18 protein-coding genes are annotated in these 19,723 nt (G+C 72.2%); 6 read left to right on the forward strand and 12 right to left on the reverse strand.

All coding sequences use genetic code 11. The features are described from left to right. Positions 1–3: 3 nt before the first annotated feature. Positions 4–1,965, reverse strand: a complete 1,962-nt coding sequence (locus HNR30_RS47135) for a CHAP domain-containing protein (protein ID WP_246377056.1) — start codon at positions 1,963–1,965, stop codon at positions 4–6. 243 nt (positions 1,966–2,208) lie between these two features. On the opposite strand from HNR30_RS47135, the gene HNR30_RS00340 reads away from it, so the two are divergent. Together HNR30_RS00340 and HNR30_RS00345 are read left to right on the forward strand one after the other, a co-directional pair. After that, on the forward strand, positions 2,209–2,829 hold the full coding sequence (locus HNR30_RS00340; protein ID WP_181607021.1) for a PaaI family thioesterase: 621 nt from the start codon (positions 2,209–2,211) through the stop codon (positions 2,827–2,829). 15 nt (positions 2,830–2,844) lie between these two features. Beyond that, a complete protein-coding gene (locus HNR30_RS00345; RefSeq protein WP_181607022.1) occupies positions 2,845–3,498 on the forward strand; it encodes a GntR family transcriptional regulator in 654 nt (217 codons plus the stop codon). Here the strand turns inward: HNR30_RS00345 and HNR30_RS00350 are convergent. Genes HNR30_RS00350 through HNR30_RS00375 form a run of 6 tightly spaced genes read right to left on the reverse strand, consistent with a single transcriptional unit; the run spans position 3,495 to position 10,185 of the window. Further along, on the reverse strand, positions 3,495–4,244 hold the full coding sequence (locus HNR30_RS00350; protein ID WP_181607023.1) for a glucose 1-dehydrogenase: 750 nt from the start codon (positions 4,242–4,244) through the stop codon (positions 3,495–3,497). The two genes, HNR30_RS00345 and HNR30_RS00350, sit on opposite strands and share 4 nt — an antisense overlap. After that, on the reverse strand, positions 4,244–6,253 hold the full coding sequence (locus HNR30_RS00355) for an acetate--CoA ligase family protein (protein WP_181607026.1): 2,010 nt from the start codon (positions 6,251–6,253) through the stop codon (positions 4,244–4,246). The genes HNR30_RS00350 and HNR30_RS00355 overlap by 1 nt, the downstream gene beginning before the upstream one ends. Beyond that, the gene (locus tag HNR30_RS00360) at positions 6,237–7,742 is read right to left on the reverse strand and encodes a class I adenylate-forming enzyme family protein (RefSeq protein WP_181607028.1); all 1,506 of its coding nucleotides are present in this window, start codon (positions 7,740–7,742) and stop codon (positions 6,237–6,239) included. Before HNR30_RS00360 ends, HNR30_RS00355 begins: the two co-directional genes overlap by 17 nt. Before the next feature lie 16 nt (positions 7,743–7,758). Beyond that, positions 7,759–8,082: a VOC family protein gene (locus HNR30_RS00365; RefSeq protein WP_181607030.1), complete on the reverse strand. Its 324-nt coding sequence runs from the start codon at positions 8,080–8,082 to the stop codon at positions 7,759–7,761. Then, on the reverse strand, positions 8,079–8,417 hold the full coding sequence (locus HNR30_RS00370) for a Zn-ribbon domain-containing OB-fold protein (protein WP_181607033.1): 339 nt from the start codon (positions 8,415–8,417) through the stop codon (positions 8,079–8,081). The genes HNR30_RS00365 and HNR30_RS00370 overlap by 4 nt, the downstream gene beginning before the upstream one ends. A 52-nt stretch (positions 8,418–8,469) precedes the next feature. Beyond that, positions 8,470–10,185 (reverse strand): serine/threonine-protein kinase, encoded by a 1,716-nt coding sequence (locus HNR30_RS00375; protein ID WP_181607035.1) that lies wholly within the window; start codon positions 10,183–10,185, stop codon positions 8,470–8,472. A 218-nt stretch (positions 10,186–10,403) separates the two neighbouring features. On the opposite strand from HNR30_RS00375, the gene HNR30_RS00380 reads away from it, so the two are divergent. Both HNR30_RS00380 and HNR30_RS00385 read left to right on the forward strand, forming a co-directional pair. Continuing rightward, positions 10,404–10,958: a cysteine hydrolase family protein gene (locus HNR30_RS00380; protein WP_246377057.1), complete on the forward strand. Its 555-nt coding sequence runs from the start codon at positions 10,404–10,406 to the stop codon at positions 10,956–10,958. Further along, positions 10,958–11,722, forward strand: a complete 765-nt coding sequence (locus HNR30_RS00385; protein WP_181607037.1) for an SDR family NAD(P)-dependent oxidoreductase — start codon at positions 10,958–10,960, stop codon at positions 11,720–11,722. The genes HNR30_RS00380 and HNR30_RS00385 overlap by 1 nt, the downstream gene beginning before the upstream one ends. 39 nt (positions 11,723–11,761) lie before the next feature. On the opposite strand, the gene HNR30_RS00390 is transcribed toward HNR30_RS00385, so the two are convergent. Both HNR30_RS00390 and HNR30_RS00395 read right to left on the reverse strand, forming a co-directional pair. After that, positions 11,762–12,958, reverse strand: a complete 1,197-nt coding sequence (locus HNR30_RS00390) for an RNA-guided endonuclease InsQ/TnpB family protein (RefSeq protein WP_181607041.1) — start codon at positions 12,956–12,958, stop codon at positions 11,762–11,764. Between the two features lie 116 nt (positions 12,959–13,074). Next, a complete protein-coding gene (locus tag HNR30_RS00395; protein WP_181607043.1) occupies positions 13,075–14,313 on the reverse strand; it encodes a serine hydrolase domain-containing protein in 1,239 nt (412 codons plus the stop codon). Between the two features lie 28 nt (positions 14,314–14,341). Between HNR30_RS00395 and HNR30_RS00400 the strand changes: the two genes are divergently transcribed. Next, positions 14,342–15,226 (forward strand): cyclase family protein, encoded by an 885-nt coding sequence (locus HNR30_RS00400; RefSeq protein ID WP_181607045.1) that lies wholly within the window; start codon positions 14,342–14,344, stop codon positions 15,224–15,226. A 49-nt stretch (positions 15,227–15,275) separates the two neighbouring features. Here the strand turns inward: HNR30_RS00400 and HNR30_RS00405 are convergent, their stop codons facing one another. Continuing rightward, positions 15,276–16,277 carry a cytochrome P450 gene (locus tag HNR30_RS00405; RefSeq protein ID WP_220133125.1) on the reverse strand — a complete coding sequence of 334 codons (1,002 nt, stop codon included), beginning with the start codon at positions 16,275–16,277 and terminating at the stop codon, positions 15,276–15,278. Positions 16,278–16,332: 55 nt separating this feature from the next. Here HNR30_RS00405 and HNR30_RS00410 point away from each other — a divergent pair, with 55 nt between their 5' ends. Further along, complete coding sequence (locus HNR30_RS00410; protein WP_181607049.1) at positions 16,333–16,926, forward strand: TetR/AcrR family transcriptional regulator; 594 nt, start codon at positions 16,333–16,335, stop codon at positions 16,924–16,926. Here HNR30_RS00410 and HNR30_RS49840 read toward each other — a convergent pair. Next, a complete protein-coding gene (locus tag HNR30_RS49840) occupies positions 16,910–18,190 on the reverse strand; it encodes an aminoglycoside phosphotransferase family protein (protein WP_181607051.1) in 1,281 nt (426 codons plus the stop codon). The two genes, HNR30_RS00410 and HNR30_RS49840, sit on opposite strands and share 17 nt — an antisense overlap. A 45-nt stretch (positions 18,191–18,235) precedes the next feature. Then, entirely contained in the window at positions 18,236–19,720 is a 1,485-nt protein-coding gene (locus tag HNR30_RS00420) for an AMP-binding protein (RefSeq protein WP_181607055.1), read from the reverse strand. Positions 19,721–19,723 lie beyond the last annotated feature (3 nt).

A 19,723-nucleotide genomic window follows, 5' to 3' on the forward strand; every position in this document is an offset into this window, starting at 1 on the left:
CGGTCACCGGGGGGTGGCGGCGGGCTCGAGGTCGCGGTGACGACGGCCCCTCAGCGGCGCGTCCTGCACGAACCCCCCGGCCACCCGGAGGTCGGCGCGGCGGGCGTCGTGCGGGTGGCCGTCCGCCGCCGGGCGGTGGCGGCGGCCGCGGGTGGGTGCGCTCTCCTGGAAGCCCGCCTCGTCGCCGTGGACGGCGGTCTTGCGGCGGCGGCCCCGGTAGGCGGAGTTCTCGCGCGGCGCCAGGGCGTCGCGGTCGATCCCCGGGAAGGCACCCGCCGGCGAGGAGGCGGCCTGGTCGAGCCGCCGGTAGGTGGTTCGACGTCCCGAGGCGGCACGGAAGGCGTCGAACTCGGCGGTGACCTCGCCGCGCACCGGCTCGGCGGGGATCTCCCTGCGCAACCTGCGCGGCACCCGCTCGCCACGGCGACCGGCCGTCTCCGACGCCCCCGCCTCACCGGCCCCGGAGCGGCCGGACGCGCCGGCGAGATCGGCCGCTCCGGCGACGCGGCGCGCGGCGGTGCCGCCGGGCGATCCGAGGCCGTCGAGCGAGGCGGCGTCGAGGTGGGCGAGGGTGGTGGCGTCGAGGCGAGTCAGGATGTCGGTGTCGAGGGGGCTCGTGAGGTACGCCTCGTCCACCGGCGCGGCCAGGACGAGCGCAGGGTGCGGCATCTCCACGGAGCCGGAGAGGGGACCGGGGGCGGAGAGGGGACCGGAGGCGGCGATGGAGACGGTGCCACTGGAGGACGCGAGGCCGGAGGCGGTGGCGAGGCCGGAGGCGGTGGCGAGGCCGGAGGCGGTGGCGAGGCCGGTCGCCGAGGCGAGGCCGGTCGCGGTGGCGGAGATGAGGCCGGTGGTGGAGACCGGGCTGGTGACGGAGCTGGTGACGGTGACAGAGCCGGTGACAGGGCCGGTGAGCCCGATCCCGGCCTTCGACGTCTTGCGCCGTGTCCCCGCCGTACGGCCCGCGGGCCGTACGGTGGCGCGCTTGCGGCGGCGGCCGCGGGCGGGCGTCTCGGACGCCAGCGGACCGGCGCCGGCGAGGCGGGCCCGTACGTGCCTGGTCCTGGAGAACACCAGCACCGCCAGCGCCGCGACGAGGGCCGAGCCGACCAGCGCGGGCGTGCCGAGCGCGGCCACCGGGGAAGTGGTGGCGGCGGCGACGTCGACGATCGCGGGCAGTGGCTGCGTGGTCGCCTCCTGCGTGTCGGCCGTCGCGGGCTTGGCGTGCTTGCCCTTGGCGGCTGGAGTCCCCGCCTCGGCGTCAGAGGAAGACGACGACGAAGAACCAGAGGACGAGGACGTCGCTGAAGGCGCCGGCTTGGCCGTGGGAGGGGCGGGGGCGTCGGCCGCCTTGGGCTTGGCCGGGGCGGAGGCCTGGGGCGAGGCCTCGGCGCGCGGGAACAGGGCCGTGAACTCGTTGCCCGACTCCGCGTCGCCGTAGAAGGGCGTGTCGGGCGCGAGGGTGCCCTCCTCCTTCTGCGGGGCGTTGGCGGCGTCGAGCCTGGCCTTGATCTTCTCGGGGTACCCGTATCCGACGACCTTGCTGGTGTCTCGTTCCTTGCGCTTGGCGACCCCGCCGTCGATGTTGCCCTCGATGGTGTGGATCCGGCCGCCCTCGACGCTGGTGACGATGCCGACGTGGTCGATGCCGTCGATGTCGTCCGACCCCGACCAGTCGTAGAAGACGAACGCTCCCGGCTTGGGCTTGGTCCCCCAGGCGCCCTGCTCCTTGAACCATTCGGCGTGGGCGACGGTCCAGGCGAACTGCCCGATCCACTCCTCGTAGCCGAGCTTGGCCGCGGCCCACGACAGGTACATGTCGCACCACGGCTGGCCGCTGTAGTCGGAGTCGGTCTCGACGTTCCTGCCGTACCAGTCGCCGAACTTGGTGTAGGCGTTCGCCTTCTCCGTGTAACCGAGCTCCTTCTCGAGCAGCTCGATGTACTTGTGCATCTCTGGTGTCATGGAGGTTCGGGGGACCTTCCGGGGCAGCCTTCAACTTCTGTGATTGGGGAGGCTACCTGGGCAAACGAGCGGTCAAGCACAGACCAAGGAATCGCCAACCGCGGTTCGGAACCAAAAACCGCAGGTCAAGAGGTTGCCAGATATGCCGGAAATAGGTGGTGAAATCCGGAAAAGATCTACCTGTGACGTGTGTGATCCCTGATTCGAATGTCATTCTGTAGAACGTGTTCTAGTATGGGTTCCATGACGATGGAGCTCACTCCCGAGTCCCGCCTGGCCGCCCACTGCGAGCTCGCCCAGCAGACCCGCGACCTGATGGACGCCGTGGCACTGACGGAGGTCAAGGAGGACGAGCTGCTGGCCGTCACGGCCGAGCTGGCGGCGCTCACCGAGCGCCTGCGAGCCGCCTCCCGCGCCACTCCGCTGCCCTTCGATATCTCGCCCGACGGCAACCTGCGCCACCTGGGCAACGCCGTCATCGGCGGCGCCAACCCCATGGCGCTGCCGCTGGTCGTCGAGATGGACGGCCTGACCGCCAGGGCGGAGGTCACCTTCCGCCCCCTGCACGAGGGCCCACCCAACGGGGTGCACGGCGGCATCAGCGCCATGGTCCTGGACCACCTGCTCGGCCAGGCCGCCGCGGCCGCGGGCTTCCCCGGCATGACCGGCACCCTCACCCTGCGCTACCTGCGGCCCGTGCCGTACGGCACGCCCCTGGTGGCCACCGCCGAGCACACCCGCGCGGAGGGACGCAAGAGCTGGGCCGACGGCCGCATCGCGCTGCCCGACGGCACGCCCCTGGTGGAGGCGAGCGGAGTGTTCGTCATGCCGACCGCCTGGCTGGGACGGCATCCCGGCACCTGACGGTACGGTTTATGCATGGTCTACGAGACGCTGAAGGAGCAGATCATCGAGGGGGTGCTCCAGCCGGGCCGGCGTCTCGTCGAGCGTGAGCTCGGCACCGAGCACGGTGTCTCCCGGGTCCCCGTCCGCGAGGCGCTGCGGCGCCTGGAGGCCGAGCGCCTGGTCGTGGTCGTGCCGCGCAAGGGCGTGCTGGTGCGCCCGTTCACTCCGGCCGACGTCGCCGACCTGTTCGACGTGCGCGAGAGCCTGGAGGTGCTGGCCGCAAGGCTGGCCGCCGCGCAGGCCACCGACGCCGATCTCAAGCGCCTGCGTGCCTCCCTTGAGCATGCCGCCCGCCAGAGCGTGCCCTCGGAGATCGCCCGCGCCAACGCCGCCTTCCACACGGTCGTCGTCGAGTTGTCGGGCAACGCCCTGCTCGTCGACATCATGCGCCCGCTGGAGGCCAGGCTGCGCTGGCTGTTCAGGCTCACCTCCAGCCGCGACATCGCCCAGCAGTGCGCCGAGCACGCCGAGCTGTTCTCCGCGATCGCATCCCACGATCCCGACGCGGCCGCGGAGTGCGCGCTCAAGCACGTCAGCAGCGGCCGCGCCCCCTCGCTCGAGCTGGCCAAGGGCTGGAGCGCCGTCGACACGCTGGAGGTGGCGCGCAGCCGCCGCAAGAGGTCCTAGTACCCGGCTCCGGTGAGCAGCCCTCCGTCGACCGTGAACTCACTGCCGGTGCAGTAGCTGGAGCGGTCGGAGGCCAGGAAGGCCACCACGTGGGAGACCTCGATCGGCTTGGCGAAGCGCTTGATGACCATCGACTTGACGAAGGCGTCGGCGTCGACCTCCGTCATCATCTCGGGGTCGAGGACCATGTTCGTGTTGATCGCGCCGGGGTGCACGCTGTTGACGCGGATCTTGAAGGGGGCCAGCTCGCGCGCCGCGGCCTTGGTGACGCCGCGGATGCCGAACTTCGAGGCGGCGTAGGCCGACAGTCCCGCCGCGCCGATGAAGCCCTCGATGGAGGAGATGTTGACGATCGAGCCGCGTCCCGAGGCCTTCATGGGCTCGATCACCGACTTCACGCCGAGCCAGGTGCCCTTCAGGTTGACGTCCAGGACGCGGGAGAACTCCTCGATTGGCATATCGGCGATACGGCTAAATTTCAGGATCCCGGCGTTGTTGACCAGGATGTTGAGCTTGCCGTACGTCTCCACAACCGTCTCCACCGCCCGCGCCCATTCCTCGGGCCGGGTGACGTCCTGACGCACGAACGTCGCCCCGGTCTCGGCGGCCAGGGCCTTGCCCTCCTCCTCCAGCACGTCGCCGAAGACCACCTGGGCGCCCTCCTCCAGGAACAGGCGCACGTGGGATTCCCCCATGCCCCTGGCGCCCCCGGTGATCAGCGCGACCTTGCCGTCCAGCAGGCCCATCACAGACTCCTTCCCGCGGCGACGGCCACCGCCGCCGCCTCCATCGACCGGTAGACGGGCAGCCGCGAGGCGATGGCCCGTAGCTCGTTCTCGACCCCGGGCGGGGCGACGTCGGCGTTCCTCAGCACCAGGCTCAGCCGGGTGCCCCTGACCTGGACGAGCTCGCGCGCGAAGGCGTGGAGCGGCTCGGCGGAGGAGCCGTAGGTGAAGAAGCTCTGCACGTTGACGTGGGCGACGACGTCGCCGTACGGCAGGCGGGGGAGTATCGCCTCGATGGCCCTTCTGGCCAGGGAGGGGTCGGCGCGGGGGCCGACGGGGATCTCCAAGGGGTTGGCCAGCGAGCTGCCCGCGCCCAGGCCGAGGCCGTCGAGGGCGCCGTCGGGCAGGGGCGGCAGGGACAACCCCCGGCGGTCGAAGGCGTCGGCGGCCAGCACGCTCGCCCCGCCGCTGGGCCCGATGACGAGCACTCCGGCCGGACGCCGACCGGCGCCGTGATCGGCGGACGTAGAGTGAGAGGTCCCGTGATCGGCGGCCGGGGCGTGCGCCTGGAAGTAGGAGAGCACCCCGATCAGGTCGTCCTGGCTGTCGACGAGCACCGTGCCGGTCTGCTCGGCCAGCGCCCGCCACACCCGGCCGTCGCCCGCCATACCGCCGGTGTGCGAGGCCGCGGCGAGCCGTCCCTGGCGGGTGCGGCCCCCAACCAGCAGGGCCACCGGCTTGCCCGTCTCCCGCAGCGCCTCGAACAGCGCCCTCCCGTCACGCGGGTCCTCCAGGTAGAGCCCGATCGCCGTGGTCTCCCGGTCGCCGGCCAGCCAGCCGAGCAGCTCGGCGGGGCCGACGTCCGCGCAGTTGCCCACGGTGGCGACCCGGCTGAAGCGCAGCCCGCGCAGCTCGCCGACCTTGACGACCTCGCCGGCCAGGCCGCCGCTCTGCGAGACGAGGGCGATGCCGCCCGGCTCGCCGAGACCGCCGCCGACGAAGGTCTGGCGGCCTCGGGGCGAGTAGACGCCCATGCAGTTGGGCCCCAGCAAGCGGCTTCCCGGCGGCATCGCGCCGAGCAGCTCGGCCTCCAGGTCGGCGCGTCCCGCCTCGCCGAATCCGCCGCTCATCACCTGGATGTACGGCACGCCGTCCGCCTGCCGTACGACCTCGGCGCATCGGGCGGCGGGCACCGCGACCAGCGCGTAGTCCACGCCCGACAGCGTCGGCACGGCAGGTACGCCGTCGATGGAGGAGGCCGTGGGGTGCACAGCGACGACCGGGACACCGCTCTGCTTGTAGAAGCCGAGGAACATGTTGCCGAAGCCCGGCCTGGTGGTGGAGGCGCCCACCACGGCGACGCGCCGAGGCTCGAACAGCGCGGTGAAGTCGCCCGCGCGGCGGGGGGCGGGCGCGGGGGCGCAGCCCTCGATGTAGCGGGCGTCGACGGCCACCAGCCCGCCGGGCCCGGCGATGACGGGATTGAGCTCGAACTCGCCCAGTTCCAGCCGCTCCCACAACCCTCCGTTGCCGCCCAGGGCCAGCAGCAGCTTGACCAGGGCGGACACGTCGACGGCCGGGGTGCCGCGATGGCCGTGCAGGAGCGGGGAGCCGCGCAGGCCGTCGACCATGGCCCGCGCGTCGTCCTCGGTGATCGGGCACACGCGCAGCACCGTGTCGCGCAGCACCTCGGTCCAGACGCCGCCGAGACCGAAGAGCAGCACCGGCCCCGCCATGGGGTCGCGGACGAGCCCGGCGATCAGCTCGACCCCGGCGGGCGCCTGCTCCTCGACGAGGTAGGAGGCGAAGCCCATCTCGGCCGCCGCCGCGGGCAGGCCGGCGTGGTCGAGGCCGAGCCGTACGCCGCCCACGTCCGACTTGTGCAGCACGCCCGACGCCTTGAGCACCAGGGGCGCGGTCAGGGCGGCGCACGAGGTGAAGTCGCCGTCGGTGACCAGCACGCCCCTGGGCACGGGGATGCCCGATGCGAGCAGCAGCTCCTTGACCGCGTGCTCAGACCAGGTGGCCATACAGTTCCCGGATCTCCCGCCTGAGCAGCTTGCCGGGCCCGCCGGAGGCGTCCTGGAAGTGCGGCAGCTCGTCGGCGACCACGATGTGGTCGGGCTGCTGGTGGGCGGGCAGCGACTCCGACAGCGCGAGCGCGACCTTGGCGGCGTCGAGCGAGTGACCCGCGCGGGGCACGACGGCCAGCAGGATCTTCTGCTCCGGGGCGCCCTCGGGGACGCCGACCACGCCGGCCTCCGCCACGTCGTCCAGGGCCGCGGCGGCCTCCTCGACGGCGGCGGGCTGGCTCCAGTGGCCGCCCTTGGCGATGGCGTCCTCGCGCCGGCCGAGCACGGTGAGGACGCCGTCCTCCGAGACGACGCCGAGGTCGCCGCCGACGAACCATTCGCCGCGCAGGACCTCGTCGGAGGGCAGTCCGTCGTAGCCGGCCATGCGGTGCGGCCCGGCGAGGTTGATCTCGCCGGTCCGGCCGACGACACGTCCGCCGGAGGGGTCGGTGATCCGGACGGCGTTGCCCATCCTGGCCCGGCCGGAGGAGCCGAGCGGCGTGGATCCGTCGTCGACCCGTCCCATGCAGGTGTAGGGCGCCTCCGTCTGGCCGTAGTAGGAGTAGACCCCGGCCTCGGGCAGGCGTTCCTTGATGCGCGAGAGCATGGTCGCGGTGAGCGGCTCGCCGCCCAGCATGATCACCCGCAGGGACGACAGGTCGACCCCGGCGTGCTCGTCGGAGCCGAGCAGGGCCGCGTAGAACGAGGGGATCTGCGAGACATGGGTGACCTTCTCGCGCGGCACCACCTTCAGGAAGTTGCCGGGGCCCCAGTCCTGCTCCAGCACCAGCCGCATCCCCGCGTAGAGGGCGGGGCCGACGATGGCGGGGAAGCCGATGCCCCAGATGATCGCGCCGGTGCCGAAGACGGAGTCCTGGGAGCGCGGCACGTCGAGCCAGATCTGCGCCGTGGCGATGGAGGAGGCGTGGGTGTGCACGACGGGCTTGGGCAGCCCTGTCGTCCCCGAGGTGTAGTAGAGCGCCACCGGGTCGTCGTGGGATCCGCGGAGCTCTGGCTCGTCCTGGTTGTCCGAGACCAGCGACTCGGCGGCGATCCACGAGGTGATGCCGGGCAGGTTGGGCCTGATCTGCTCGATCACCCGCGCCACCGTGGCGTCGTAGACGAACGCCGTGCAGCCCGACCGCTCCACCACGGCCTGGAGCGTCTCGACCGGCCAGAAGGGGTTGAGCGCCGCGGTGACCGCGCCGAGCTTGGCCTGGGCCAGGTAGATCTGCGCCACCAGGAGCGTCTCGTTCAGCAGCGCGGCGACGCGCTGGCCGGGCACGATCCCGGCCGCCGCGAGCGCGTGCGCGCGCTCGTTGACGGCGCGGTTGAGCTCGTCGTAGGTGAAGCTCTGCTCGCCGCAGTAGGTGAGCGCGACCCGATCGGGAGTGCGCAGCGCGCCGGCCGTCAGGATCGCGTAGCCGTAGTTTCCATATGGCGACATGGGGGGTGCCTCCCGATCAGAGTGGCTGGTACAGCACGAAGGGGTTGCCCGACGGGTCGCGCAGCACCGCGCGCAGTTCGTGCGGCCCGCTCTCGGCCGGCCGCTCGACCTTCCCGCCCCGCTCCAGGAACTCCTGTACGGCCACGGCCAGGTCCTCGACCTTGAAGGAGGGCACCGGATCGCCCACCACGTGCTCGGCGGGACCGGCCAGCGCGATGGTGACCGTACCTCCGTCGAGGGCGGCGAAGCGGTCGCCGTCGCGGAACTTGACCGGCAGGCCGTAGAACTCGATCGCCTGGTCCAGGTCGGCGACGGGGATGAGCACGTTGCCGAGTTTCATAGGGGCCTCCACTGCGGTAGGTCGTCGGCGAAACTCACCCGCACACGCTGGCCGATGCCGACCTCGTCGGCGAGGATCCGCCCGAAGGCGCGCACGCCCTCGGGCAGGTCGATCCAGGCCAGGATGTACGGCTCGCGCCCGCGGAACTCGGGGACGAAGGAGCGGTGGACGACGGTGTAGGTGTGCACGGTCCCCTCGCCCGAGACCGGTTGGAAGGCGAGCTCGCCGCCGCAGTCGGGGCACTCCTCGGCGGGCAGGTGGACGTAGCGGGCGCAGGGATCGCAGCGCTGAATGACCAGCTCGCCGCGCGCGCATGCGGCCCAGTAGGCGTCCATCGATTGCCAAGCTAGCGCACGCTTGGTTGGGGCACAACAGGTCGAATCCGGCTCAACCGGGCGGCGGCTCGCTGATCACGTCGGTGGGCTCGGACTCGGCCGTGGGCATCGCCCTCGAGCTCGCCTCGGTCGTCGGCGACGGGACGGTCCTGGCCGTCGGCGACGGCGCGCTCTGAGAGGTGCCGGTCGGTTCCTGGCTCGGGCAGGGCGGCCCGTCCATCGGCGCCTCGCTGACCTCCGGGCCGCTGTCGGCCACGGGCACGGTGGCCACGATGATCCCGAAGTAGGCGCGCCTGCCGCAGGCCACGTCGCCCAGGTCGCGGGTGATCGGCTGGGTGTAGCTCGTCTCGCCGGTCAGGGTGCGCACCTCGGTGCCCAGCACGCGAGAGGTGCCGCCCTCCTCGCGCCGGGTGTAGGAGATCTTCAGCTCCACCGGTCCCGTGCCCGCCGCCGTCACCCGCACCGCGCCCGCCGAACCACTCCAGCCCAGGATGGTCGCGGCCCGCACGGCAGGACGGGCGGGGGCGGACTGCGACGATCGCGTGGGCGTGGGGGCCGGCGTCGTGGGAGGCGGCGGTGGCTGGCTCTGGCCCGAGGTCGGCGGCTGCTGCCGGGAGGTGGGCGGAGCGGTGGTGACGGGAGGCTTGGTGGTGGGCCGCCTGCTGGGTCTGCGGTCGGTGGGAGGCGGCCTGGTGCCCTCGACCGTCGGGTCGATCTGCCGCGGCGACTCGGGCGGCGGCATCAGGATCGGCCCGGTGTTGCCGGTGCCCCGCGCCACGAGGAGGGCGACCAGCATCGCCACCACCGCGCCGCCCGCGATCCACAGATGCGGCGGCAGCCTCGGCACGAGGGTGACCCAGCTGCGCCCGCGCCTGATGACGGCCGTCTCGCCTTCGCCCGGGTTGTCGGGCGCCGCCAGGGGGAAACGCAGCGCCAGCAGGGTGGCCAGTTCCGCCAGGTGACGCCGGCCGCGTTTCTCCCATTCGGGGCCGTAGCCCGCGAGCGCGTCCTCCTCCAGCTCCGACAGGAACTCGGTCGCCGAGCCGTACCTGGTCGCGGCGTCCTTGGCCAGGCCCCGGCGTAACAGGTCACGCAGCATGTCGGGCACGAGTTCCAGCGGGACGGGGTCGTGCAGGTGCCGGTCGCGGATCTCCGAGGTGGTGCCGCGGTATGGCACGCGGCCCATCACGCACTCGAACAGCTGGCACGCGGCGGCGTACAGGTCGGCGCGCGGGTTGAAGCCGTTGGTGTGCAGCCACAGCTCGGGGGCCATGTACGGCGGGCTGCCCTGCGGCACGTTGGGCTCCTCGACGTAGCCCACGACACCGAAGTCGCCCAGCTTGCTGGTGCCGTCGGCCTGCACGAGGACGTTCTCGGGCTTGACGTCGCGGTGCGCCACGCCCTTGGCGTGCCCGGCGGCCAGCGCCAGCAGGGTGCCCTTGAGCACGGCCAGCGCCGCCTCCGGGCTGGTACGGCCGTGCTCGGCGAGCAGGGTGCGCAGCGAGACGCCGTCGACGAGCTCCATCACCACGGCGGCCCTGGTGGGGGTCTCGACGTACTCGTAGAACCGCACGACGTTCTCGTCGTCGACCTCGACCAGGCGCGGCGTCTCGGCGGTGAAGCGGGACATGAACTCGGGGTCGCGGCGCAGGGCGGCGTTGAGGTACTTGATCGCGACGTAGGCGCCGGTCTCCTGGTAGGTCGCGAGGAAGACCCGTCCCGTGCGGCCGGCGCCAAGCTGACGTACTTCTCGGTACCCCGGGACCAAGATCAACCCCCATTGAGTCGCCCGTCTAGGATTCGACGGTCTCACCCGGGGTCCCGGTTGTCACGAGTCACGATATTTAACGTGTCGTGCTGGAAATATCACTCTATGTGAAGCGAGACAAGCCGGGCGCCGCCAAGCGCGTTGTGGGGGAGGGTCGAGATTGTTAAGCTCCAGAGGTGAACCAAGCAAGCGCTCGGCTAGCAGTGCTGGTGATGGAGATGCAGCGAGGAGTCGTCGGCGACCTCACGAAATTTCCTGACCTGGTGGATGACGGGCTGATCGACAACACCGCCTCGCTCCTGCGTGCCGCCCGCGCCGCCGCCATGCCCGTCGTGCACTGCACCGCCGCCTTCCGCGCGGACCGGGCGGGATCGTTCACCGACAACTGCCCGTTCATCGTGCACCTGCTGAAGGACCCCGGCCACATGCTGGAGGGCACCCCCGCCGTCGAGGTGCTGCCGCAGCTGTGGGACGACGGCGACCTGGAGAGCCGCCGCTACCACGGCTTCTCGCCCTTCACCGGCACCACCCTCGACCGGCGCCTGCGCGCGATGGGCGTCACCCACCTGATCGCCGCCGGGGTCTCGCTCAACCTCGGCATCCCCGGCCTGGCCCTCGAAGCGGTCAACCTCGGCTACCACGTCACCGTCGCCACCGACGCCGTCGCCGGCGTGCCACGGGAGTACGCCCAGGCCGTCATGAAGCACACCATCAGCCTGCTGGCCACCCGCAGGACCACCGCCGACCTCGTCGCGGCCATCAAGGAGAGGTGATGGAAGGACTGCGCCTGGACGGCAGGACGGCCGTCGTGACCGGGGGAGCCGGGGCCATCGGCGCCGCCATCAGCCGTGACCTGGCCGACCTCGGCGCCCACGTGATCGTCGCCGACCGCGACCTGCCGGGAGCCGAGAAGATCGCCGCCGAGCTCGTGGTCGAGCTGGGCGGCGGCACCCGGATGTGCCTCGGCAGAGCCGCCCACCTCGACCTGGCCTCACCCGCCTCGATCGAGGAGTTCGCCGCAGCCCACCAGCCCGACGTCGTCGTCCACAACGCAGGCGTCTCGGTCGTCGAGCCGTTCGTGGCGGGCGACCCCGCCATGTGGGACCTGATGTGGCAGGTCAACCTGCGCGGGCCGATGTTGCTGACCAAGCTCGTGCTGCCGCGCATGACGGAGCGGGGCTGGGGGCGGCTCGTCTACATCTCCTCCGACGGCGCCCGCGCGGGCTCGGGCGGGGAGGGTGCCTACGCCGCCACCAAGGCCGGGCTGTTCGGCCTGGCCAAGTCGCTGGCCAGGGAGGTCGCCAGGGGCGGGGTGACCGTCAACGTCGTCTGCCCGGGGCCCACGGACACCCCGATGCTGCGCCGGGTCTCCGCCGAGCAGCCCGGGCTGGTCGACAAGCTCGCCCGCGCCATCCCGATGCGCCGCCTGGGCGAGCCCGCCGACGTGGCCGGACTCGTGGCCTACCTGTGCACCCACCGCGCCGCCTACATCACCGGCCAGGTCCTGTCGGTGAGCGGCGGCGTGACGATGCATTGACATCCTCCCTCTCGTGAACGAAGGGGATTCCAACAGCACCTACCCCACGAGGAGGAGGTCACGTTGAGGTTCACGGTTCGCAGGCTCCGGCAACCCGGCGCCTCCCCGTGCAGCCACCGCATGCCCCGCGGCGGTATCCCGGACGTTGCATGCCGCGTTCACGTCGGCGTGCGCCTGATGTCCGCAGGCGACGCAGGCGAATCGAGATTGGCTCTCTCTCGACCCGGCCGCGCGATGCCCGCAGACATTGCAGGTCTGCGACGTGTAACGCGGGTTGACCCTGACCACCCTGCCGGGAGCCTTGTGCTCCAGCCGGGTCACCAGCCGGCCCCACCCGTTGGCGAGGATGCCCCGGTTCAGGCCCGCTTTCTGACGCACATTGCGGCCGGGCGCGTCCGGGGTGCCCCGCGCCGAACGGCTCATGTTCGCGATGTCGAGGTCTTCGACGGCGATCATGTCGAACCGGCGCGCAAGATCGGTCGAGCTCTTCTCGATCCAGTCCTTGCGCCGGTCCGTCTCGCGCGCCCGCAGCCTGGCGACGGCCTGCTTGACCTTGCCCCGCCGCCTGGAGCCGCGCCGGGCACGGGCCAGCCTGCGCAGCAGCCGCGCCATCCGTGTCTTCTCGCCCTCGCGCAGGCCGGGCACGTTCAGCATCTCCCCGGTGGACAGCGCCGCGCTGACGACGACGCCCCGGTCCACACCCACCACCTCGCCCGTCCCCGGCGCGGGGATCGCCTCCGGGACGGCGGCGAACGCCACGTACCAGCGGCCGGACGCGTCGCGGGTGACCCGGTAGGACTTCACCCCGTCGGGTACCGCACGCGACCAGCGCAACCGCACCCAGCCGACTTTCGGTACCTTGACCTCGCCCACCCGCCGCGACAGGCGGCGCACATCGCCCGCCTTGACGGCGATGATCCGAAACCCCTCGTGCCGTCCGGCCTTGCGCCACGTCGGCCGCCGGTGCCTGCCGGCGAAAAAGTTGGCCATGGCCTGCGCGAAATCGCGCAACGCCTGCTGCTGGACGGTCACCGATCCCGCCGCGAGCCACGGATGGGCGGCTCGCGCCTCGGTCAGCTGACGGCACTGCTCGGCGAACCCCGGCGCGCCCTTCCGGCCGGGACGCCAGTGCGCGTGCTGCTCGACGGCCAGATTCCAGACGAACCGGGCGTGCCCGCAGTGCTCGGCCAACGCCGCCTCCTGAGCGGGCGTCGGCGTCAGCCGGTAGCGGGACATACCGATCAACCTACCGACCGCCACCGACAAAACCAGGAGATCACAGTGCCGCATCGTGCCGCGTTTCCTCCCAGCACTGAAGGACGGCGCCTCCACGCTGCAGGTGTTCGGTGAACTCACAGAGCCTGGTACGACGCCTCCAGCAGGAGATAGCCGCGCAGCGCGCCGTCGGCGGCGCGGGCCAGGCGGTTCGGGGTGTAGCCGAAGGCCAGGCCGTGCTCCACGTCGCCCAGGCCGAGGAAGCCGCCCATGCCGGTGTGGCCGAACGCGCCCTCGTGGCCCGCCGTCGGGGTGAGGAAGGTCATGCTGGGGCGCATGTAGCCCAGGCCGAAGGAACTGTCGACGATCAGCAGCTCGTCGGGGCCGCTCACGCGCCGCCTGATGGCGTCGCGCAGGGTCCGCTCCTGGAGGATCTCGCCGGCGACCAGGGCACGGTAGAAGCCGGCCAGGGCGCGGGCGGTGGTCACCAGGCCCGCGGCGGGCCAGCCGGAGGCCATGACCGCCGGATGGTTGGCGCCGCCGGGCAGGAGCTGCATGTCGGGGTTGCCCAGGGCGCGGTTGAGCGGGCTCTGCGGGTCGGCGAAGGCCCGGTTCATGCGGGTGAACAGGTCGTCGGCCGGGGCCTGGCCATGGGCGGCGGGCGTCTCCACCGGGGCCGGGGCCGGGGCCGGGGGCTGGCCGTTGGCGGACGCCTCCATGGGAGTGGGCGCGGGGTCCGCCGTGCGGGCGGCCGGGCGGTTGGTGGTCAGGCGGGCCGCGCGGTCGATGACGTGGTCCGGTGCCCCCAGCCACATGTCCAGCCCCAGCGGCCCGGCGATCTCGGCCGCCACCAGCTCGCCCGCCGTCTTGCCGCTCACCCGTCGGATGACCTCGCCGAGCAGGAACCCGTACGTCAGGGCGTGGTATCCGTGCCTGCTGCCCGGTTCCCACATCGGCTCCTGGGCCGCCAGCCGCGCCGCGATCGCCGGATGGTCGGAGAACTCCTCGACCGGCACCGGATCGTCGATGATCGGCAACCCCGCCTGGTGGGTGAGCAGGTGTTCCACGGTGACGTCCGGCTTGCCGAACTCGGGCCAGTACGTCGCCACCGGCTCGCTCACCTTCACCAGCCCGCGCTCGACGAGCGTGAGCAGCACGGTCGCGGTGATCGCCTTGGTGCACGAGTAGGCGTAGGCGGGCGTGTCGGCGGCCCACGGCCGCCCGGTGTGCCGGTCGGCGACGCCGTCCCACAGGTCGACGACGGGTTCGCCGTGCAGGTAGACGGCGACGGCCGCGCCCACCTCCTCGCCCTTGGCGAAGCTCTTCTCGAAGATCTCTCGGACGCGGGCGAAGCGGGGATCACAGTGGCCGTTCACACGACTCCTAGGGGAAGCGAGCGCTTACTTGGTCACCGAGCCTAACAACTGGGGGCGTTTCGGCCCAGAGGATCAGCGGGGCACGCTCAACCTGCTGACCGGCGAGCGGGTGCTGGCCGCGCTGGCCGCCGCCGTCACCGGGCAGGTCCTGTGCCTGTCGATGCCGGTACGGCGAGGCGGCCCGCGGCTGCGCGGGCGCCCGGAGCCCCAGCACTTCATGTCCATCGACGGCGCCGACTTCGCCGCGGGCACCAGGCCCGTGGGTGCGGGGCTGCGGATGGCCGACGACGCGCTCATCGTCTCGGCGCACGGCACGACCACCCACATGGACGCCCTGTGCCACATGTGGGAGGGCGATCAGCTCTACAACGGCCACCCGGCCGCCCAGGTGCACTCGTACGGCGCCAAGCGGTGCGGCATCGAGCAGGCGGGCGGGGTCGTGGCGCGCGGCGTGTTCTTCGACGTGCCGAGGCACCTGGGGCTCGATCACCTGCCGCCCGAGTTCCGCATCTCCGGCGACCTCCTGGAGGAGATCGCCCCCGTCGGGCCGGGGGAGGTGGCGGTGATCAGGACCGGCTGGCCGCTGGTGTGGGATCGTTCGCCGGAGGAGTACTGGTCGGGCCAGCCGGGCCTGGCCGCGTCTGCGGGACGGTGGCTGGCCGAGCGCGACGTGGCGGTGGTGGCCGCCGACAACGCCGCGATCGGCGGGCTCAACCCTCGTCAGCTCTCCGACGAGGACCTGGCCGACGACCTGCACCTGATCCTGCTGCACCGCCACGGCGTCCACCTGATCGAGCTGCTGTGGCTGGAGGAGCTGAGCGCGACCGGCCGCTCCGACTTCGTCTTCGTCGCAGCGCCCCTGCGCCTGCAGGGAGGCACGGCCAGCCCGCTCAACCCGCTGGCGATCCTCTGACCGGGGCGACGGCGGGCCGGCTCGACCCCGCTGGCGGTCCTCCTGACCCTCACCAGGCGACGGGCAGCTCCTCCAGCGTGGCGATCGGATAGCCGGCGCGCGGTCTCGGCTCCCCGGCGTGCCGCAGGGCGGGGAAGGCCTCGAACAGCGCGCGGTAGGCGATGCGCAGCTCCAGCCTGGCCAGGTTGTGGCCCAGGCACAGGTGCGCGCCGTACCCGAAGGCCAGGTGCTCGCGTGCCTCTGGCCGGTCCAGGCGCAGCGTGTGCGGGTCGGTGAAGACGGCGGGATCGTGGTTGGCCGCGAGCAGGTCGATCGTCACCGTCTCACCGGCGGCGACCGTGCGCTCGTCGAGCTGCACCTCCTCCAGCGCGGCGCGGTTCGGCGCGCCCACCCGGACGATCGTCAGGTGCCGCAGCAGTTCCTCGACCGGGTCCGAGCGGTCCTGCTCGGGGTGGCGCAGCAGTGTGTCGACGCCCAGGGAGATCATCGCCGCGGTGGTCTCGTGCCCGGCCACCAGCAGGATCAGCGCGATGTTGGTGAGCTCCTCGACGGTCACCTCGGCCTTCAGCCCGCTGATCAGGTCGTCGCCGGGCTCCTTGCCGTCGATCAGGTCGCGCAGGTAGCCCGTGAGGTCGGCCACGGCCTGCTGCGAGCCGTACACCATCGCGGTCGAGTTGCTCTCGAAGAAGGCGTGGTCGGCGTACGGCACGCCGAGCAGCTCGCAGATCACCCGCGAGGGCAGGGGAAGGGCGAAGGCGCTCACCAGGTCGACGGGGGGTCCGTGGGTGATCATGCCGTCGATGAGCTCGGCGGCGATCCGCTCGATGCGGGGTTCGAGCAGCCGCATGCGGCGGGCGGTGAACTGGCCCTGCAGCAGGCGCCGGTAGTGGGTGTGCCGCGGCGGGTCCATGTGGATGAACCAGCCGGGCGCCGCGGGCTGGGAGGCGTCGTTGGGCCGGGCGGTGGGGAGCTGGGGGCGCTTGAGCTCCTGCCGGTTGCTGAAGCGCGGGTCGCTCAGGACCGTGCGGGCGTCTTTCTGAGTGCTGACCATGAAATGAGAGTAGACTTTCATTTCGGAGTTTGCTAGCGCTTTGTAGAATCTCAGCATGAGTCTGCGGGAGCGCAAGAAGGCCAGGACCCGGGCGCTGATCCAGCGCGAGGCACTGCGGTTGTTCCGGGATCAGGGCTACGCGGCGACCACCGTCGAGCAGGTCGCCGAGGCGGCCGAGGTGGCGCCGAGCACGGTCTTCCGCTACTTCCCGACGAAGGAGGACCTGGTCGTCATCGACGAGGACCAGGATTTCCTCGACGCGCTGCGCGACGCGCCCGCCGAGCTGGGCCCGGTGGGCGCGGTGCGACACGCCATGCGGGTGTGGACGGCCGCGCAGAGCGCCGACGAGCTGGCCGAGGGGGTCGAGCGGGAGCGGCTGATGCTCACCGTGCCCGAGGTGTGGGCGTCGAGCCTGAAGAGCATCACCGGGTCGGTCACGGCGATGCAGGAGCTGCTGGCGCGGCGGGCCGGGGTGCCGATGGAGGCCATGCGCAACCGCACGGGCGCCATCGTGGGAGTGATCTTCGCGGTATGGCTCACGTGGTCGTCGTCGCCGGGCTCCGACGGCCCGGCCGAGCTGGACCGGGCCCTGGCCGAACTGGAGGTCCTCGACACGGCCCCCGCGCCGCAGGTCAGGAACGCAGGGTGAGCAGGCGGCGCAGCCAGCGGGCGATCATGGGCTTCAGCGTCGCGTCGCCGTCGGGAGGCAGCACCGAGACGATCGCCGCGTAGCTGATCGCCTGGTTCACGGCCACCAGCGGCTCGGCCAGCTCCCACGCCTCCCGCAGCCGGTCCGGCGGCGCGTGTGCGGTCCAGGCGGCCAGATAGGCGTCGAGCGCGGCCGGGTTGGGCTGCCAGTAGAGCGTCACCAGGTCGAGAAACGGGTGGCCGACGCCCGCGTCCGTCCAGTCGAAGTAGACGAAGCCGCCGTCGGCGCGGGCGACGTTGGCCAGGTGGAAGTCGCCGTGCACGGCACAGTCCGGCAGGCCGTACGCCGACAGCCGCTCGACCGCGGACAGCAGGCCGGGTACGGCGGAGCGGATCGCCCGCGCCTCCTCCTCGTCCAGCCAGGACGCCGGGTCGGCGCCGGGCGGGACCACCGTGTGGTCGAGCGCGGCGGCCCAGGTCGACAGCTGATCGGCCAGCCACGGCAGGGTGCGCTCACCGCATCCCGCCGCGATGAGCTCGGCGGTCACCCCGGAGGTGGCCGCCTGGAAACGGCCGTAGGCGCCGAGCACCTCGGCGTGCACGTCGAGCGGGGCCTGGTGGCCGATCTCCGGAGGGAAGGGCCGCATGGCCAGCAGCCGCGCGCCTGGGTCGTGGGCGAGCGGCGCGGGCACCTGGCCGGGGAAGTGCCGGTGCAGGACGGTGACGACCGCGCCCTCGTCGACGAACAGCGGGGAGTCGGCGGCGGACTTCACGAAGACGTCGCCGTCCGAGGTGGGCACGCGCAGGACGCAGCTGAGGTCCCAGATCCGCACCTGCTCGGCCGGCCCCGTGACGGTGACGCCCGGCGGCAGCGCACCGGCCAGCCAGCGGGTGACCCGGTGGATCCAGCCCGGCCGGGCCCACGGGGCCTCGCCGGACCGCCCGCCGCCGGGCGTGGCCCCCGAGGTGCCGGAGGCATCGAATGACCCCGGGGTGTACCACTCCGGGGCGTGGCCGTCGGCGAAGTCGTCGCGGTGGGCGCCGAGCAGGGTCAGGTGCCGCACGCCCGTCTCGCTGTCCTCCTTCTCGGACAGCGCCTTGAGCAGCACGGCGTCGACCTGGCACGCGCGCAGCAGCGCCTCCTGCAGAGGGCGCGGCTCGTCGGCCCACAGGCGTCCTGGCAGCTCGACCGCGGGCAGGACCTGGGGCCCGCCGGGCCGTACGAGCTGCCATTCGACGATGGTGCGCCATTCGGGTTCGGTCACGGCGGTCCACTGTGCACCATCGTCGCCCGCCCGGGCCACCGAATATCAGGCCCCCGGGTAGTTCCCTCCGCCGTGGGCGGCGTCGAGCGCGTCGTAGTCGGGGGTGAAGCCCTTCTTCGGCACGGCCTCCACGAACACCACGCGCCTGGGTTTCTTGTAGGAGGCCAGCAGGCCCTTGACGTGCTCGATGAGCTCCTCCTCCGTGGCCTCGCCCTTGAGGGCGACGACGGCCTGGACCGCCTGGTGCCAGGTGTCGTCCGGCACGCCGATGACGGCGGCGTCGGCGACGGCGGGGTGCGTCTTGAGCGCGCGCTCGACCTCGGCGGGGTAGATGTTCTCGTTGCCCGACTTGATCATCCGCAGCTTCGGCCCGATGAACGTGATGGTGCCGTCGGGCTCGCGTTTGCCCAGGTCACCGGTGTGGTGCCAGCCATCGGCAGATTTGGCGGCGTTAAGCTCCGGCCGGGCGAAATATCCGGAGAAGAGGGTCTTGCCGCGTGCGCAGATCTCGCCCACCTCCCCCGGCGGCACCTCGATCCCGCCCGGACCGAGGATCCGCACCTGCACCAGCGGCGAGGGCCGCCCCGCGAACCCCGATCCTCCCGGCGCCAGCCCCAGGAAGGTGAGCATGCCGCCCACCTCCGTCTGGCCGTATCCGCCCATCTTGGAGCGGCACCACGGCGAGTCGTCGACCGTGGTCATGGCGTCCCACTCGGCCGAGTGGGAGATGAAGCGCATCGAGGACAGGTCGTACTTGCCGCCCGCGTTGGCCGCGACCACGGCGTCGATCATCTGCCCGAACAGGAACGCCTGCGTGACCTTCTCCGCGTCGACCAGCCGGCACAGCTCCTCGGCGTCGAAGGCGGGCATGAAGACGTTCTTGCCGCCGAGGTGGAAGGTGGCCAGCGCGAACATCGTCGTGCCGACGTGGAAGAGCGGTCCGCTGGCCAGGAAGGCGAAGTCCGGCTCCATGCGCCGCACGATCTGCAGCGAGGTGGCGTGCGCGAGCAGGGCGGCGCTCGACAGCAGGGCGGCGTTGGGCCGGCCGTCGAAGGCGGCGGTGTAGAGCGCCAGCACCGGCTCGGTGTCGGCGACCTGGTCGAAGGCGCGCAACGATCCGGAGGCGAGGAAGGCCTCGTACTCCTGCCCGGCCCGGATCCAGGCGCCGTCGGCCTGGACGAGCGGGGTGACGGCGTCCGACGGTTGCCACACCACGACGCGAGGCGTGAGGTCGCCGAGGACGAACCGCAGCTCGTCGGTGCTCTGGCGCCAGTTGGCTGGGCAGCAGACGGCTCCCAGCCGCGAGCAGGCCAGCAGCAGTTCCAGGACGGCATGGGAGTTCTGGCCCAGCCAGAGCACCCGGTCGCCGGGGCCGGTGCCGCGCTCGGCCAGGGCCGCGGCCAGGCGGGTGACGCGGGCTTCCAGTTCGGGATAGGTGAGCCGGACCTCGCCGTCGACCACGGCGGCGGCCTGGGGCCTGCTGCGCGCGTGGTCGGCCAGGACGTCGGAGAGGGTCAGGGAGTGGATCATCGC

The organism is Nonomuraea soli (genome assembly GCF_013761175.1).
Taxonomy (GTDB): Bacteria; Actinomycetota; Actinomycetes; order Streptosporangiales; family Streptosporangiaceae; genus Nonomuraea; species Nonomuraea soli.